Source organism: Amycolatopsis vancoresmycina (assembly GCF_000716785.1).
Lineage (GTDB): Bacteria > Actinomycetota > Actinomycetes > Mycobacteriales > Pseudonocardiaceae > Amycolatopsis > Amycolatopsis vancoresmycina.
Genome location: NZ_JNYY01000008.1, coordinates 123,891 through 140,062, shown reverse-complemented (window position 1 = coordinate 140,062; position 16,172 = coordinate 123,891). Strand labels below are relative to the sequence as shown.

Genomic DNA, 16,172 nt, shown 5'->3' with positions numbered 1-16,172 from the left:
GGACGATTCAGGAATGGCCACACGACCCTCCGCCGACCACGTCCTCGCCGGCCGCCCCTTCCCGCTCGGTGCCCACCCCGAGGCCGGTGGGGTGCGGTTCGCGATCACGTCCGCCGTCGCGGACGCCGTCGACCTGTGCCTGGTCGACGCCGACGGGTCGGAACGCCGGATCGCCCTGACCGAGCGCACCTTCGGTGTCTGGCACGGCCTGGTCCCCGGGGTGACGCCGGGGCAGCGGTACGGCTACCGGATCCACGGCCCGTACGACCCGGCCCGCGGCCTGCGCTGCAACCCGCACAAGCTGCTGCTCGACCCGTACGCCCGGCAGATCACCGGCGGGCTCACCGACCTGGCCGCGGCCCAGGGCTTCACCGGCGACCCGGAACGCGGCCCGATGTCCACTGTGGACTCGCTGGGCAGCGTGCCGCTGTCGGTGGTCACCTCGCCCGGCGGCCCGGACACCGGGATCAAGCCGGAGGTGCCGTTCGAGGAGGCGGTGGTCTACGAACTGCACGTCAAGGGCTTCACGCAGCGGCACCCGTTCATCCCGGAGGCGCTGCGCGGCACCTACCTCGGCCTGGCCCACCCGGTGGCGATCGAGTACCTGACCCGGCTCGGCGTCACCTCGGTGGAGCTGCTGCCGGTGCACGCGTTCCTCGACGAGCCGTCGCTGATCCGGGCCGGGCGGCACAACTACTGGGGCTATTCGCCGCTCGGCTTCTTCGCCCCGCACGCCGGCTACGCCAGCGAACCCGGCCACGAGGTCGAGGAGTTCCGGCTGATGGTGGCCGCCCTGCACGCGGCGGGCATCGAGGTGATCCTCGACGTCGTGTTCAACCACACCTGCGAGGGCGGGCCGGACGGGCCGACGCTGAGCTTCCGCGGGCTGAACGCGCCGGTGTACTACCTGCACACCGAGCGCGGGCACATGGCCGACATCACCGGCTGCGGCAACACCCTGGAAGCGGGCTCGCCGACCGTCGTCCGGCTGGTCACCGACTCGCTGCGGTACTGGACGCAGGAGATGGGCGTCGACGGCTTCCGGTTCGACCTCGCCAGCACCCTCGGGCGGCCGCGGGGCGGCGCGTTCGACCCGGCGTCGACGCTGCTCACGGCGATCACCACGGACCCGGTGCTCTCGCGCTGCAAGCTGATCGCCGAGCCGTGGGACGCGACCGGCGAGGGCTACCGCGTCGGCGGCTTCGGCGCCCAGTGGGCCGAGTGGAACGGCCGCTACCGCGACACCGTGCGCGACTTCTGGCGCGGCACGACCGGGGTCCGCGACCTCGCCTACCGGCTGTCCGGTTCGTCGGACCTGTACGACCACAACCTGCGGCGGCCGTGGCAGTCGATCAACTTCGTCACCGCCCACGACGGCTTCACGCTGCGGGACCTGGTGTCCTACAACGAAAAGCACAACGAGGGCAACGGCGAGGACAACCGCGACGGCACCAACGACAACCGCTCGTGGAACCACGGCGCCGAGGGGCCGACCACCGACCCGGCCATCCGCGCGCTGCGCGCCCGGCAGGCCCGGAACCTGTTCGCGACGCTGCTGCTGTCCACCGGCACCCCGATGCTCACGGCCGGTGACGAGTTCTGGCGGACCCAGGGCGGCAACAACAACGCGTACTGCCTCGACGACGAGACGTCGTGGCTGGACTGGACGCCGGACGACCCGGAGGCCGAGGCCATGCTCGCCTTCGCCCGCCGGGTGGTGCGGCTGCGCGCGAACAGCCCGGCGCTGCGGCAGCCGGAGTTCTTCGAAGGCCGGACCACCCCGACCGGCAAGCCCGACCTCGTCTGGTTCCGCCCGGACGGCGAGGAGTTCGGCGAAAGCGACTGGTTCGAGGACCGGCACACGCTCGGCATGTGGATCGACGGCTCGAACAGCCAGGCCCGCAACCGCGAGGGCGAGCTGGTGCCCGACCACTCGTGGCTGCTCTGGCTGCACGCCGGCGACGCCCCGGCCGAGGTGATCCTGCCGGGCCGCGAGTACGGCGAGACGTTCAAGCCGACCCTGGACACGAGCACCGCGGACGGCAGCCCGGCCAACCCGGGCACCCTGGAGGCCAAGACCCGGGTCACCCTCCAGTCCCGCTCCCTCCTCCTGCTCCGCGCCCCCCGCCTCGCCGCCGAACCCCACCCCGAGCCCTACTGACCCGTACCGCCCCGGACGACACGCGTACGCAGCCGGACGACACGCGTACCTGGATGGACGACACGGCAGCGGCCGGGCCCTGCGTCGTGTCGTCCGCCGGGGTACGCGTGTCGTCCATCGGCGTACGCGTGTCGTCCGCACAAGTACGCGAATCGTCCATTCGGGTACGGGTGTTGGCCGTTCGGGTTCGCGTGTCGTTCGCGTGCCGGCTTAACCTGCCGGACATCCGCTGGAAATTCGTTGCGGCGAAAGCGTTTCAGCCGGTGGTCAGTGGGTACCAGCCTTAAGAACCCTGCCTCGTGGGCGCTTGATCGAGTCAGGCAGACTGTCGCCGTCTGCGTCCAACCGACACATCGAAGGGCGTTGCCCATGACCGGCCGGCTCGGCATCGACGACGTCTCCCCCAGCGTGAGCTGCGGCCGGTATCCGGCCAAAGCCGTTGCGGGGGAACACATCCCGGTCTTCGCGACCGTCTGGCGCGAGGGCCACGACGCCGTCGCGGCCACCGTTGCGTGGCGCGGCCCGGGTGACCGGCTGACCCGCCAGACGCGGATGGTGCCGCGCGGTCCCGACCACCCGGACGAGTTCGCCGCGGTGATCGTCCCTGACACCACCGGTCTGTGGACGTTCCGGATCGACGCGTGGGGCGACCCCTGGGCGACGTGGGAGCACGCCGTCGAGGTGAAGGTCGCGGCCGGCCAGGGACCCGAGGACCTCGCGAACGACATCGAGAACGGCGCCCGGCTGATCGAGCGCGTCTCCCGCCGCCCCGACCGCCGGGCGGAGAAGGCGCTCCTGACCGGCGCGGTGAAGGCCCTGCGCGATGAAGAGCTCAGCCTCGCCGAGCGCGTCGGGCCCGCGCTCTCGCCCGAGGTCCGCCAGGTCATGCACGAGTTCCCGGTGCGCGAACTGATCACCAAGGGCAAGCCGCACAAGGTATGGGTGGATCGCCGCCGCGCCGCGTACGGCTCCTGGTACGAGCTGTTTCCCCGCAGCACCGGCGGGCTCGACGCCGAGGGCAAGCCGGTGCACGGCACCTTCGCCACCGCCGCGACCGCGCTCGACCGCGTCGCGAAGATGGGCTTCGACGTCGTCTACCTCCCGCCGATTCACCCGATCGGGCGAGTGAACCGCAAGGGACCCAACAACACGCTCGACGCCAAGCCGGAAGACGTCGGTTCGCCGTGGGCGATCGGTGCCGACGAGGGCGGCCACGACTCGATCCACCCCGACCTCGGCACCTTCGAGGACTTCGACGCCTTCGTGGCCCGCGCGGACGAGCTCGGCATGGAGGTGGCGCTCGACTTCGCGCTGCAGGCCGCGCCCGACCACCCGTGGGTCCTCAAGAACCCCGAGTTCTTCACCACCCGCCCGGACGGCTCGATCGCGTACGCGGAAAACCCGCCGAAGAAGTACCAGGACATCTACCCGATCAACTTCGACAACGACCCCAAGGCCGTCTACGAAGAGATGCTGCGGGTGATCACCGTCTGGATCGACCACGGGGTCAAGATCTTCCGGGTCGACAACCCGCACACCAAGCCGCCGGACTTCTGGGCCTGGCTGATCCAGTCGGTCAAGGACGCCCACCCGGACGTGCTGTTCCTGGCCGAGGCGTTCACCCGCCCGGCGCGCCTGTGGGGCCTGGCCCGGCTCGGCTTCACCCAGAGCTACACCTACTTCACCTGGCGCACCGGCAAGCAGGAACTGATCGACTTCGCCATCGACCTGCGGGAACACTGGCACGAGGGCCGGCCGAACCTGTTCGTCAACACCCCGGACATCCTCCACGAGTCGCTGCAGCGCGGCGGCCCCGGCATGTTCGCGCTGCGCGCGGCGCTGGCGGCGACGATCTCGCCGACGTGGGGCGTCTACTCCGGCTACGAGCTGTTCGAGCACGTCCCGGTCCGCGAAGGCAGCGAGGAGTACCTGGACTCCGAGAAGTACCAGCTGCGTCCGCGCGATTTCGAGCGCGCGGTCGCCGAAGGGCGTTCACTGGAGCCATGGCTGGCGAAGCTGAACGCCGTCCGGCGCGCGCACCCGGCGCTGCAGCAGATGCGCACCCTGCACTTCCACCACATCGACAACGACGCGCTGCTGGCCTACTCCAAACAGGACCCGGCCACCGGCGACACCGTGGTCACGGTCGTCACCCTCGACCCGTACGGGCCCCAGGAGGGCACGTTGTGGCTCGACACCGCCGCGCTCGGCTTCGAAGCGCACGAGCGGCTGATCGCCCACGACGAGGTCACCGGTGACACGTGGGACTGGGGTCCGGCGAACTACGTGCGGCTCGAACCCTGGCGGGCGGTGGCGCACATGGTGTCCCTGAGACGGCGCCTGGCCGGCTGATGACGGGACGGGAAGGGACGGCGAACCGAAGGACGAGGTGGAACAGATGGCGGATGAGGCCCGGCCCGACGCGGCGTTGGGGCTGGCGGGCGTGCCGCACACCGGCGAGGCGGTGACCGCCGACGGCATGCTCGTGGAACCGCAGGCCGGGGACTTCCGGTCGGCGCAGCAAGCACCGAGCAACCCGGAGTGGTTCAAGGGTGCGGTGTTCTACGAAGTGCTGGTGCGCGCGTTCGCCGACTCCAACGGCGACGGCACCGGCGACCTGCGCGGCCTGGCCGGCCGGCTCGACTACCTGGCCTGGCTGGGCATCGACTGCCTGTGGCTGCCGCCGTTCTACGCCTCGCCGCTGCGCGACGGCGGGTACGACATCAGCGACTTCCGCGCGGTGCTGCCGGAGTTCGGCAGCGTCGAGGACTTCGTCTTCCTGCTCAACGAGGCCCACCGGCGCGGCATCCGGGTGATCACCGACCTGGTGCTCAACCACACCTCGGACGCGCACCCGTGGTTCCAGCAGTCCCGCAGCGAGCCCGACGGCCCGTACGGCGACTACTACGTGTGGAGCGACGACGACTCCCGCTACGCCGACGCGCGGATCATCTTCGTCGACACCGAGACGTCGAACTGGACCTACGACCCGGTCCGCGGCCAGTTCTACTGGCACCGGTTCTTCTCCCACCAGCCCGATCTGAACTACGAAAACGTCGACGTGCAGAACGCGATGATCGACGTCCTGCGGTTCTGGCTGGACCTGGGCATCGACGGGTTCCGCCTGGACGCCGTGCCGTACCTGTTCGAGCAGGAGGGCACCAACTGCGAGAACCTGCCGCGCACGCACGAGTTCCTCAAGCGCTGCCGGAAGGTCGTCGACGACGAGTACCCCGGGCGCATCCTGCTGGCCGAGGCGAACCAGTGGCCGTCGGACGTCGTCGAGTACTTCGGCGACCCGGCCGTCGGCGGCGACGAGTGCCACATGGCGTTCCACTTCCCGCTGATGCCGCGGATCTTCATGGCCGTGCGCCGCGAGTCGCGGTTCCCGATCTCGGAGATCCTCACCCAGACCCCGGAGATCCCCAGCGGCACGCAGTGGGGCATCTTCCTGCGCAACCACGACGAGCTGACCCTCGAGATGGTCACCGACGAAGAGCGCGACTACATGTACGCGGAGTACGCCAAGGACCCGCGCATGAAGGCCAACATCGGCATCCGCCGGAGGCTCGCGCCGCTGCTGGACAACGACCGCAACCAGCAGGAGCTGTTCACCGCGATGCTGCTGTCCCTGCCGGGCTCGCCCGTTCTGTACTACGGTGACGAGATCGGCATGGGAGACAACATCTGGCTCGGCGACCGCGACGCGGTGCGCACCCCCATGCAGTGGACCCCGGACCGCAACGCCGGGTTCTCCTCGTGCGACCCGGGCCGCATCTACCTGCCGGTGATCATGGACCCGGTGTACGGCTACCAAGGCCTCAACGTCGAGGCGCAGTCGAACAACGCGTCGTCCCTGCTCAACTGGACCCGCCGGATGATCGAGGTGCGCAAGCAGCACCACGCGTTCGCCGAGGGTGAGTTCGTCGACCTCGGCGGGTCCAACCCGAGCGTGCTGGCCTACAAGCGCCAGTGGCGGCGCCCGGACGGCGGCGAAGACGTCGTGCTCTGCGTGAACAACCTCTCCCGGTTCCCGCAGCCGGTGGAGCTGGATCTGTCCGCGCACCGCGGGTGCACGCCGGTGGAGCTCACCGGCGGCGTGCGGTTCCCCAGCATCGGGGAGCTGTCGTACCTGCTGACGCTGCCGGGGCACGGCTTCTACTGGTTCCAGCTGACGAACCCGGGAGACGAAGGCGAAGCGAGGTGAGTTCCTTGTCCGACCCGCGTGAGCTGGTCGACGACCTGACCGAGGACCTGAAGCGCTGGCTGCCCGAGCAGCGCTGGTTCGCCGGCAAGGACCGGCCGGTGACCGGCGTCCGGCCGCTCGGCGTGACCGAACTGGTCTCCGGCGATCCGCAGCTGCTGCACGTCGTGATCGAGGTCGCCCAGGACGACCGGCGCGAGCCCTACCAGCTGCTGGTGGGCCGGCGGACGCACCCGCCGGAGATCGCGTCGAGCAGCTGGATCGGCGCGGTCGGCGACCTCAACGCCTACGAGGCGTCCGGCGACCTGGACGTCACCGGCGTCCTGCTGGACCTGATGGGGCGCGAGGAGACCGTGGGGTCGCTGACCTTCGAGCACGAGCCCGGCGTGGAGCTGGAGACCGGGCTGCGGGCGCGGCCGATCACGTCGGAGCAGAGCAACACGTCCCTGGTCTACGGCGGGCAGTACATCCTCAAGCTGTTCCGGAAGCTGTCGCCGGGCAAGAACAAGGACCTGCTGCTGCACCGTGCGCTGCAGGCGGTGGGCAGCAAGCACATCGCGGCCCCGCTCGGCTCGATCACCGGTGACCTGGACGGCGAGCCGACCACGGTCGGCATGCTCCAGCAGTTCGTCTCGGACGCCGTCGACGGCTGGGCGATGGCCACCACCAGCGTCCGCGACCTGATGGCGGCGCCGGAGCTGCACGCCGGAGAGGTCGGCGGCGACTTCGCCGGCGAGGCCGAGCGGCTCGGCCGCGCGGTCGCCGAGGTGCACGCGGACCTGGCCGAAGCGCTCGGCACCGAGGCCGTCGACGCCGACGAGCTGGAACGCTCGATGAAGGCGATGCTCGACCGGCTCGACGCGGTCGCCGGCCGGGTGCCGGAGCTCGCCGAGCACGCTCCGAAGCTGCGGGCGGCGTTCGAGCGGCTGCGCACGCTGCCCGCCGACTCGGTGACCATGCAGTACATCCACGGCGACCTGCACCTCGGCCAGGTGCTGCGGACCGTCGGCGGCTGGCTGCTGATCGACTTCGAGGGCGAGCCCGCGGCCCCGGTCGAGGAGCGGCACGCGCTGCGGTCGCCGTTGCGCGACGTCGCGGGCATGCTGAGGTCGTTCGACTACGCGGCCCAGCAGATGCTGGTCGGCCAGCCGGACGAGCCGGCGCTGGCCGAGCGCGCCCACGAATGGTCGGAGCGCAACCGGGCAGCCTTCTGCGAGGGGTACGCGGCCATCGCGGCGGACCCGCGCGAACAGGGCGAGCTGCTGCGCGCCTTCGAACTCGACAAGGCGGTCTACGAAGTGGGCTACGAGCACGCGAACCGGCCGGACTGGCTCGGCGTGCCGCTCGCCTCGATCGCCCGGATCACCAGCGGAGGGACGACACCGTGAACGCGGCTCCCGAAGGTCTCCCGGCCGCGGCCCCGCCGGCCGCGGACATCGACCGGCTTCTCGCCGGGTCCCACCACGACCCGCACGCCGTGCTGGGCGTGCACGCCGTGGGCAAGGGCTTCGCGGCCCGGGCGCTGCTGCCCGGCGCGAAGGCCGTCACGCTCTGCGCGGGCTCGAAGCGCTACCCGATGGAGCCGGTGATCGACGCGCTGTTCGCCGTCGCCGTGCCCGAGCACCCCGGCGACTACCGCCTCGAGGTCGAGTACGACGGGCACACCGTCACCACCGACGACCCGTACCGCTGGCTGCCGACGGTGGGCGAGCTGGACCTGCACCTGATCGGCGAAGGACGGCACGAACGGCTGTGGGAGGCGCTCGGCGCGCACGTCCGGTCCTACGAGACGCCGGGCGGGGTGGTCGAGGGGACGTCGTTCGCGGTCTGGGCGCCGAACGCCCGCGGCATCCGCGTGATCGGCGACTTCAACGGCTGGGACGGCCGCGGCCACGCGATGCGCTCGCTCGGCGGGTCGGGTGTCTGGGAGCTGTTCGTGCCGGGGGTCGGCGTGGGCACCTGCTACAAGTTCCGGATCCTCGGCGCCGACGGCAACTGGCACGAGAAGGCCGACCCGCTGGCGTTCGCCACCGAGCAGCCGCCGGCGACGGCGTCGGTCGTCACGCTGTCGGCGTACCTGTGGGCGGACGACGAGTGGGTCGCGAAGCGCGAGGCGACCCAGTGGATCGCGGCGCCGATGAGCGTCTACGAGGTCCACCTCGGCTCGTGGCGGCCCGGGCTCGACTACCGGGAGCTGGCCGACCAGCTGGGCGACTACCTCGTCGAGACCGGCTTCACGCACGTCGAGCTGCTGCCGGTGTCGGAGCACCCGTTCGGCGGTTCGTGGGGCTACCAGGTGACGTCGTACTACGCGCCGACGTCCCGCTTCGGCTCGCCGGACGACTTCCGCTACTTCGTCGACCGCCTGCACCAGCGCGGGATCGGCGTCCTGGTGGACTGGGTGCCGGCGCACTTCCCGCGCGACAGCTGGGCGCTGGCGAAGTTCGACGGCACCGCGCTGTACGAGCACGCGGACCCGCGCCGCGGCGAGCAGCCCGACTGGGGCACGCTCGTGTTCGACTTCGGCCGCAACGAGGTCCGCAACTTCCTGGTGGCCAACGCGCTGTACTGGATCGAGGAGTTCCACCTCGACGGCCTGCGCGTGGACGCCGTCGCGTCGATGCTGTACCTGGACTACTCCCGCAAGGAAGGGGAGTGGCTGCCCAACCAGTACGGCGGGCGGGAAAACCTGGACGCGGTGCGGTTCCTGCAGGAGCTGAACGCGACCGTCTACAAGCGACACCCGGGCATCGTGATGGTGGCCGAGGAATCGACCGCGTGGCCGGGCGTGACGCGCCCGACGCACCTGGGCGGCCTCGGGTTCGGCTTCAAGTGGAACATGGGCTGGATGCACGACACGCTCCGGTACCTGTCCCACGAGCCGATCCACCGCGCGTACCACCACAACGAGATGACGTTCTCGCTGGTGTACGCGTGGAGCGAGAACTTCGTGCTGCCGCTGTCGCACGACGAAGTGGTGCACGGCAAGGGATCCCTCTGGGGCCGGATGCCGGGCGACGCCTGGAACAAGGCGGCTGGGCTGCGGTCGCTGCTGGCGTTCATGTGGGCCCACCCGGGCAAGCAGCTGCTGTTCATGGGCGGCGAGTTCGGCCAGCCGGGGGAGTGGTCGGAGTCGAAGTCGCTGGACTGGCACCTGATGGAGGAGCCGCTGCACCTCGGGGTGTGGGAGCTGCTGCGGTCGCTGAACACGATCTACCGGTCGTCACCGGCGCTGTACAGCCAGGACGCGTCCCCGGACGGCTTCGCCTGGATCGACGCGAACGACTCCAGCGGCAACGTGCTGAGCTTCCTCCGCATCGGCGCGGACGGTTCCCGCCTGGCCTGCGTGGCGAACTTCGCGGGCGTCCCGCACCACGACTACCGGGTGGGCCTGCCTTCCGCCGGGCGCTGGCTCGAGGTGGTCAACACCGACGCGGAGGCGTACGGCGGCTCGGGCGTCGGCAACATGGGCGCGGTGGAGGCGGTCCTCGAGCCGTGGCACGGCCAGCCGGCCTCGGCGGTCCTCCAGCTCCCCCCGGCCGGAGTCCTCTGGCTGGTGAAAGAAACCCCGGAGACCCCCGAACTCCCGTAACGCGCGTGTCCCGAGGGGCATCACGCGTGACTGGGCGGGCATCACCCCGATGCCCCTCCAATCACGCGTGATGCCCCTCTGATCACGAGTGATGCCCCGGCAATCACGCGAAAAGCCTTCCGCGGGCCGGGCCCGGCGGGCTTACCATCGGGGCATGGACGGCTCCGGTGGTGTCGTCGCGAACCTGATCCTCTTCGCCGTGGTCTGCGTCGCGCCCACGGTGCTGTTCTGGTGCGCGCTGCACGTACCGAAGCTGGTCGACCGGATCCGTTCGAGGCGCGCGAAGCCGCAGCCGGAGGGGCCGCCGATCGAGCGTGTGGCGGCGGACCTGCGGCGGGTGCACCGGCTGCTGGCCGAGTACCCGTCGGGCACCCCGGCCGCCCGGCGGTTCGGGACGCGGCAGGCGTACGACGAACTCCTCACCGTCGCCTGCCGCCAGGTCGGCGTCCCGCACCGGCTCGGCGAGCTGCCCGAGGGGATGGACCGCGAGATCGAACGGCTGCGCGTCGAGCAGTCGCTGCGGGAGCGCGGGCTGGCCGTGCCCTGAACGCCGGAAACCCCGCCACCGAAGCGACGGGGTTTCCGTTGTGCCGTAAGGAAATCAGTCCAGGTAGTCGCGCAGCACCTGGGACCGCGACGGGTGGCGCAGCTTCGACATCGTCTTCGACTCGATCTGCCGGATGCGCTCGCGGGTCACCCCGTACACCTGGCCGATCTCGTCGAGCGTGCGCGGCTGGCCGTCCGTGAGGCCGAAGCGCAGCCGGACCACACCGGCCTCGCGCTCGGACAGCGTCTGCAGCACCGACTGGAGCTGGTCCTGCAGCAGCGTGAACGACACCGCGTCGACCGCGACGACCGCTTCGGAGTCCTCGATGAAGTCACCGAGCTGCGAGTCGCCCTCGTCGCCGATCGTCTGGTCCAGCGAAATCGGCTCGCGCGCGTACTGCTGGATCTCCAGGACCTTCTCCGGGGAGATGTCCATTTCCTTCGCGAGCTCTTCCGGGGTCGGCTCGCGGCCGAGGTCCTGGAGCAGTTCGCGCTGGATGCGGCCCAGCTTGTTGATGACCTCGACCATGTGCACCGGGATGCGGATGGTGCGCGCCTGGTCGGCCATCGCGCGGGTGATCGCCTGGCGGATCCACCACGTGGCGTACGTCGAGAACTTGTAGCCCTTGGTGTAGTCGAACTTCTCCACCGCGCGGATCAGGCCGAGGTTGCCCTCCTGGATCAGGTCCAGGAACGCCATGCCGCGGCCGGTGTAGCGCTTGGCCAGCGAAACCACGAGCCGCAGGTTCGCCTCGAGCAGGTGGTTCTTGGCGCGCTCGCCGTCACGCACGATCCACTTGAGATCGCGGCGCATCTGGGTGACGAGCTTCTCGCCCTCCTCCTCGGCGGTGCGCACGCGCTCGGCGGCGTAGAGCCCGGCCTCGATCCGCTTGGCCAGCTCCACCTCCTCCTCCGCGTTCAGCAGCGCGACCTTGCCGATCTGCTTGAGGTAGGCACGCACGGAGTCGGCGGACGCGGTGAGCTCGGCGTCCTTGCGCGCCTGGCGCAGCGCCTCGGACTCCTCCTCGTCCCAGACGAAGTCCGGGTTGTCGGAGCCGCTCTTGGCCTTGTCGGCCGCGGCGCCGCGGCGGCGCTGCGCCGGGGTCTCCTCGTCCGACTCCTCGTCGTCATCGTCGTCGTCGGCCGAGTCGGTGTCCGGCTCGTCGTTGACCGTTTCGTCGACGACGTCGACCTCGACCTCTTCCAGGTCCGACAGGTCGGGCGAACCGAGGTCGTCGTCCTCGAGCTCGCCGGGACCGTCCGGCTCGCCGTCTTCGGTCTTCGGGCCCTTGGTCGCGGCCTTCTTCGCCGGTGCCTTCTTGGCCGGCGCCTTCTTGGCGGTGGTGGTCTTGCGCGCCGCTGGCTTCGCCGTCCCGGTGGCTGCCTCTTCGGCCGGCTCGCCGGCTGCGGTCGCTGTCTTCGTCCCGCCTCGGGTTGCGGTTCTTGCGGCTGCCACTTACGCCCTTTCGCAGCGGTCGATCATGACGAGCAACGGCCGGGGGGGCCACTGCTGCCTCACATTCGGGGATCACGCCTCGGCCTGCGGTTTTGCCCTCCGCAGCCGTGGGCCGTGTTCCATTGTAACGACGGTACGCGCATGCGGTGCGAAGCGATCACCCTCCGGCCGGTTCCGGCGCCCGATCCGCCTCGCGATCGGTGCCGGATCGGTGCCCGTCAGTGCTGGATGCCCTCGGCCGCGGCGGCCGCGGCACCCACGATCCCGGCGTTGTTCTGCAGCGTCGCGACCAGCACCGGAGTGCGGATGTCCAGCAGCGGCACCCATTTTTCGGCCTTCTTGCTGACCCCGCCGCCGACGATGAACAGGTCGGGCCAGATCAGGTTCTCCAGCACGGTCAGATAACGGTGCACGCGCTTGGCCCATTCGGGGTAGGAAAGCCCCTCGTTGTCCTTCACCGAAGCGGCCGCGCGCTTCTCGGCGTCGTGGCCGTCGATCTCCAGGTGGCCGAATTCGGTGTTCGGGACGAGCTTGCCGTCCTGGAACACGGCGCTGCCGATGCCGGTGCCGAAGGTGAGCAGCGCGGTCACGCCCTTGCGCGCGACCGGGTCGCCGAAGCGGATCTCCGCCATGCCCGCCGCGTCGGCGTCGTTCAGCATCGCGATCTGGTCGACGCTCCGGCCGAGCCGCTTGGCGAACAGCGCGTCGGCGTCGGTGCCGATCCACTGCTTGTCGATGTTGGCCGCGGTGTGCGCGACGCCCTTCTTGACGACCGCGGGCAGCGTCACGCCGACCGGGCCGTCCCAGCCCGCCTGCGTGACGACGTCGTGCACGACGTCGGCCACCGCCGAGGGGGTGGACGGCTTCGGCGTCTCGATCCGGATCCGGTCGCCGATGAGCTGGCCCTTCTCCAGGTCGACCAAGGCGCCCTTGATCCCGCTGCCGCCGATGTCGATGCCGAAACCTCGGCGGGTCGCCTCCACCACGGACGTGGTCCCTTCTCGCACGATTCAGAAGCCTGCCTCGGAGACTTTAACCGGATGTGGTGACATGTCGGACGTGGGAGTTGACGAGTCGTTGCTGAAAAGCGTCGCGGTGCAGGTCGCGACGGAAGCCGCCACCCTGGTCCGCGAGGCGTGGGAGGGCATGGCGGACGGCCGTGCGGTGGCCGTCGGGACCAAGTCCGGCGCCACCGACGTGGTGACCGCGGTCGACCACGAATCGGAACGCCTGGTGCGCGACCGGCTGGCGGCGCTGCGGCCGGGCGAGCCGGTGCTGGGCGAAGAAGGCGGTGGTGCCGCGGGTGACGGCGTGACCTGGGTGGTCGACCCGATCGACGGGACGGTCAACTTCCTGTACGGGCTGCCGTGGTTCGCGGTGTCGGTGGCGGCGCAGGTCGGCGGGGTGTCGGTGGCCGGCGCGGTGGTCGAGCCGGCGAGCGGCCGGGTGTGGTCGGCGGCCCGCGGCCAGGGTGCGCACCTGGACGGCCGCCGGCTGGCGGTGTCGGCGCCGGCCGCCCTGGAAGTGACGTTGGTCGGAACCGGTTTCGCGTATTCGCCGGAGCGCCGGAGGCGGCAGTCGCGGTTCGCGGCCTCGCTGCTCGGGCAGGTCCGGGACATCCGGCGCAACGGGGCGGCGTCGCTGGACCTGTGCGCGGTGGCGGCGGGCTGGCTGGACGCGTACGTCGAGCACGGGCTCAACCGCTGGGACTGGGCGGCGGGAGCGCTGATCGCGGCGGAGGCGGGCGCGGAGGTCCTGCTGCCGGGCTCGGCACCGGACCTGGGCGCGGACGCGACCTACGCGGCGGCGCCGTCGATCGCGGAACCGCTGCGCAAGGTGCTGGCCGGCTCCGGCGCGGCGGAGGTCTGAGGGTCCCGCTGACCGGAACGGTCGGGGCTGGGGATGTCGCGAATGACTCATTCGGGACGTCCGGCGCCGCGAATGAGTCATTCGCGACCTTCGGCGGGCGCGGCGGCGAAGGGGGCGGGCTGCAGCGGGCGGCCGGAACTGTCGGTGCTCTCCGGTAGCGTGGAAAACGGGGGGCGCCCCCGCGGGCGGGGTGTCGTGAAGCGGGTCAGCACTCCACGTCGCGGGCCGAGGCCAGCAGCGTCTGGTCGACGATCGGGGCCTTCGCGCCCGCGGACTGCTCGTTCGAGCCGCCGCCCTGGTGGGCCTTCGACCAGTCCGCCAGCTGCGTGATGATCTGACGGGCCTCCGCACGCGGCCGGAGGTCGCCGAACAGCGTGCCCGTGACCAGGTCGACGCTCGCGTCCTTGCGGTTGTCCTGGACCAGCTCGGCGCACGGCACCACCAGGCTGAGCGTCCGGGCCGCCGTGACGCCGTTCTCGCCGAAGCGGATCTGGCCGCGGCACTTGGCCTCGCGGTTCTCGTAAGCCGGGTCGTTGGCCGGCTCGGCCGCGCTGGTGAACCCGAGCTCGCGCAGCGCCGTCGTGGTGATGCCGCCCTGGCCGCGGCTGCCCGAAGCGTTCAGCACCCGGTAGGCGACCTTGTCCGGCGGGACCGGCGCGCGGTCGTCGAGCGCGTTGTGCGGGAGCGTGCTGAACGTGACGCCCGGCGGCGGGCTCGCGGGCGGGTCGCACTTCACGGCGTCGTCGATATCCCCCTTGCCGATCGCGGCGTTCACCCAGACGATGATCGCGCCGAGGGCGAGTACGCCGATGACGATCAGCGCCGGCAGCGGCTTGTGCTTGCGATACGGCCGCGCCCCACGGTCCCCGATGCCGTTCCCCGACGCCACCTGCCCGTCCCTTCCCGAACACCGAACCCCGGCCGGTGCGAACCCGAGCACCGTCGTGGCCGCTCAGCCTAGGCGCTGCGGCCGGCGCGCGTCGGCCAGGGTCACCCGGCCGGTTCCCGTGCTCCGCCTGCGGTCCCGGGCCGCGCCCGGGACCGTTTCCCCGTCCGGCGATCGCACCACGGCGGGGGCGGCGGGGGCAAGCGGACAGCGGCCGCGCGTGAAGTTCTCCACCCGGGCGCAACCCGAACGGACGACAACGCGTCTTACCTGCGGGTTCCCCCTGTCGGGTGACGATTCCCCGGCAATGTCTGACTCGTTGCAGAACCCGGACAGCGGTGAGCTACCCTTCCCGGGCTCCGGCCGCAGGAAGAGGCCCGAAAAGAAGAGACCTCGGTCACTTCGGCCGTCGGGCACAAACAGGGGCCCTGGAACGTTGACCAGCGGCACGGCGGATCCACGGGCGCACCCGGGGGTCCGGGAAAACGACTACACAAGCTGATCGCAGGGGTGAGGGACACATGGCTACCGACTACGACGCTCCGCGCCGCAGCGAAGCCGACGAGCTGGCCGAAGACTCGTTGGAGGAGCTCAAGGCCCGGCGCAACGAGAACCAGTCCGGCGTCGTCGACGTCGACGAGGACGCGACCGCCGAGAACTTCGAGCTGCCGGGTGCCGACCTCTCCGGGCTTTCCGGTGAGGACATGACCGTGAAGGTGGTGCCGAAGCAGGCGGACGAGTTCACCTGCTCCGTGTGCTTCCTGGTGCACCACCGCAGCCGGCTGGCCGAGGACAACGGCGGACGCCCGATCTGCCGCGACTGCGCCTGACCGCGCAGAGGGGTTCTCGGGAACAGGGGACGAACAGACGCGACGGAGAGCCTCGAGGGAGACCGGGGAGGCTCGAAGCGCGCTGGGGACAAGGGGGCCGGCCGGCAGGCCGGCCCCCTTCCACATGTCCGGGGGCGCTCAGGCGCCCTTGAGCAGCTCGGCGACCTTCTCCGGGTGCCGGGTGCTGAACAGCCAGTACGGCGTCGGGTCGTTCGCGTCGGTCAGGTGCACCTTCACGACCGGGCCGACCCAGCCGCGGTGCAGCACGTAGGCCGCCGGGTCGCCGTCGCGCCCGAGGGCCTTGCGCTTGGCGTCCTTGTCGAAGATCTCCACCTCGCCGGCGTAGGCCAGCGGCAGGTGCGCGTCGCCGACCCACAGCTCCGGCTCGGCACCGCCGGTGATCCGCACCTTCGACCGGCCCAGCGACAGCAGCAGCGCCACGACGACCGGCAGCCCGATCACGTACGGCAGCCACGCCCGGATCCCCGGGTACCCGAGGTCGATCTCGGCCGCGAGCAGCACCGCGCCCAGCACCGGCAGCGGCCAGCCCCACCACGGGACGTACAGCCGTTCGGAGTGCCGGACCGCGGTGTTCGCGGCCGTCTTCGCTGATTCACCCACGGGTAGA

At 71.0% G+C, this 16,172-nt stretch carries 12 protein-coding genes; 8 read left to right on the top strand and 4 right to left on the bottom strand.

What is annotated here, in order from left to right:
• Positions 1-13: 13 nt before the first annotated feature.
• From glgX to OO60_RS20430, 6 genes are all read left to right on the top strand, one after another.
• Complete coding sequence (gene glgX, locus OO60_RS20455) at positions 14-2,161, top strand: glycogen debranching protein GlgX (RefSeq protein WP_003059620.1); 2,148 nt, start codon at positions 14-16, stop codon at positions 2,159-2,161.
• 369 nt (positions 2,162-2,530) lie between these two features.
• On the top strand, positions 2,531-4,513 hold the full coding sequence (locus OO60_RS20450; protein ID WP_003059617.1) for a maltotransferase domain-containing protein: 1,983 nt from the start codon (positions 2,531-2,533) through the stop codon (positions 4,511-4,513).
• A 46-nt stretch (positions 4,514-4,559) separates the two neighbouring features.
• A complete protein-coding gene (gene treS, locus OO60_RS20445) occupies positions 4,560-6,368 on the top strand; it encodes a maltose alpha-D-glucosyltransferase (protein WP_033262007.1) in 1,809 nt (602 codons plus the stop codon).
• A gap of 5 nt (positions 6,369-6,373) precedes the next feature.
• Positions 6,374-7,753, top strand: a complete 1,380-nt coding sequence (locus OO60_RS20440; protein WP_033262006.1) for a maltokinase N-terminal cap-like domain-containing protein — start codon at positions 6,374-6,376, stop codon at positions 7,751-7,753.
• Positions 7,750-9,957, top strand: coding sequence for a 1,4-alpha-glucan branching protein GlgB (gene glgB, locus OO60_RS20435; RefSeq protein ID WP_003059601.1), 2,208 nt, complete (start codon positions 7,750-7,752; stop codon positions 9,955-9,957). The genes OO60_RS20440 and glgB overlap by 4 nt, the downstream gene beginning before the upstream one ends.
• Before the next feature lie 154 nt (positions 9,958-10,111).
• Entirely contained in the window at positions 10,112-10,504 is a 393-nt protein-coding gene (locus tag OO60_RS20430; RefSeq protein ID WP_003059600.1) for a hypothetical protein, read from the top strand.
• A 54-nt stretch (positions 10,505-10,558) separates the two neighbouring features.
• Here the strand turns inward: OO60_RS20430 and OO60_RS20425 are convergent, their stop codons facing one another.
• Positions 10,559-11,959 carry an RNA polymerase sigma factor gene (locus OO60_RS20425; RefSeq protein WP_003059597.1) on the bottom strand — a complete coding sequence of 467 codons (1,401 nt, stop codon included), beginning with the start codon at positions 11,957-11,959 and terminating at the stop codon, positions 10,559-10,561.
• 218 nt (positions 11,960-12,177) lie between these two features.
• Positions 12,178-12,945 carry a polyphosphate--glucose phosphotransferase gene (gene ppgK / locus OO60_RS20420; protein WP_081911237.1) on the bottom strand — a complete coding sequence of 256 codons (768 nt, stop codon included), beginning with the start codon at positions 12,943-12,945 and terminating at the stop codon, positions 12,178-12,180.
• 64 nt (positions 12,946-13,009) lie between these two features.
• Here ppgK and OO60_RS20415 point away from each other — a divergent pair, with 64 nt between their 5' ends.
• Positions 13,010-13,828, top strand: a complete 819-nt coding sequence (locus OO60_RS20415; RefSeq protein WP_033261895.1) for an inositol monophosphatase family protein — start codon at positions 13,010-13,012, stop codon at positions 13,826-13,828.
• Positions 13,829-14,033: 205 nt separating this feature from the next.
• Here the strand turns inward: OO60_RS20415 and cei are convergent, their stop codons facing one another.
• On the bottom strand, positions 14,034-14,717 hold the full coding sequence (gene cei, locus OO60_RS20410) for an envelope integrity protein Cei (protein WP_004559286.1): 684 nt from the start codon (positions 14,715-14,717) through the stop codon (positions 14,034-14,036).
• Between the two features lie 518 nt (positions 14,718-15,235).
• On the opposite strand from cei, the gene OO60_RS20405 reads away from it, so the two are divergent.
• Positions 15,236-15,544, top strand: coding sequence for a DUF4193 domain-containing protein (locus tag OO60_RS20405; RefSeq protein WP_004559285.1), 309 nt, complete (start codon positions 15,236-15,238; stop codon positions 15,542-15,544).
• 138 nt (positions 15,545-15,682) lie between these two features.
• Here the strand turns inward: OO60_RS20405 and OO60_RS20400 are convergent, their stop codons facing one another.
• Positions 15,683-16,165: a DUF3093 domain-containing protein gene (locus OO60_RS20400; RefSeq protein WP_004559284.1), complete on the bottom strand. Its 483-nt coding sequence runs from the start codon at positions 16,163-16,165 to the stop codon at positions 15,683-15,685.
• Positions 16,166-16,172: the final 7 nt, after the last annotated feature.

Excerpts from the sequence above, each read along its gene's own strand:
- glgX (WP_003059620.1), top strand. The coding sequence starts at position 14 with ATGGCCACACGACCCTCCGCCGACCACGTCCTCGCCGGCCGCCCCTTC.
- OO60_RS20450 (WP_003059617.1), top strand. The coding sequence starts at position 2,531 with ATGACCGGCCGGCTCGGCATCGACGACGTCTCCCCCAGCGTGAGCTGC.
- treS (WP_033262007.1), top strand. The coding sequence starts at position 4,560 with ATGGCGGATGAGGCCCGGCCCGACGCGGCGTTGGGGCTGGCGGGCGTG.
- OO60_RS20430 (WP_003059600.1), top strand. The coding sequence starts at position 10,112 with ATGGACGGCTCCGGTGGTGTCGTCGCGAACCTGATCCTCTTCGCCGTG.
- OO60_RS20415 (WP_033261895.1), top strand. The coding sequence starts at position 13,010 with ATGTCGGACGTGGGAGTTGACGAGTCGTTGCTGAAAAGCGTCGCGGTG.
- OO60_RS20405 (WP_004559285.1), top strand. The coding sequence starts at position 15,236 with ATGGCTACCGACTACGACGCTCCGCGCCGCAGCGAAGCCGACGAGCTG.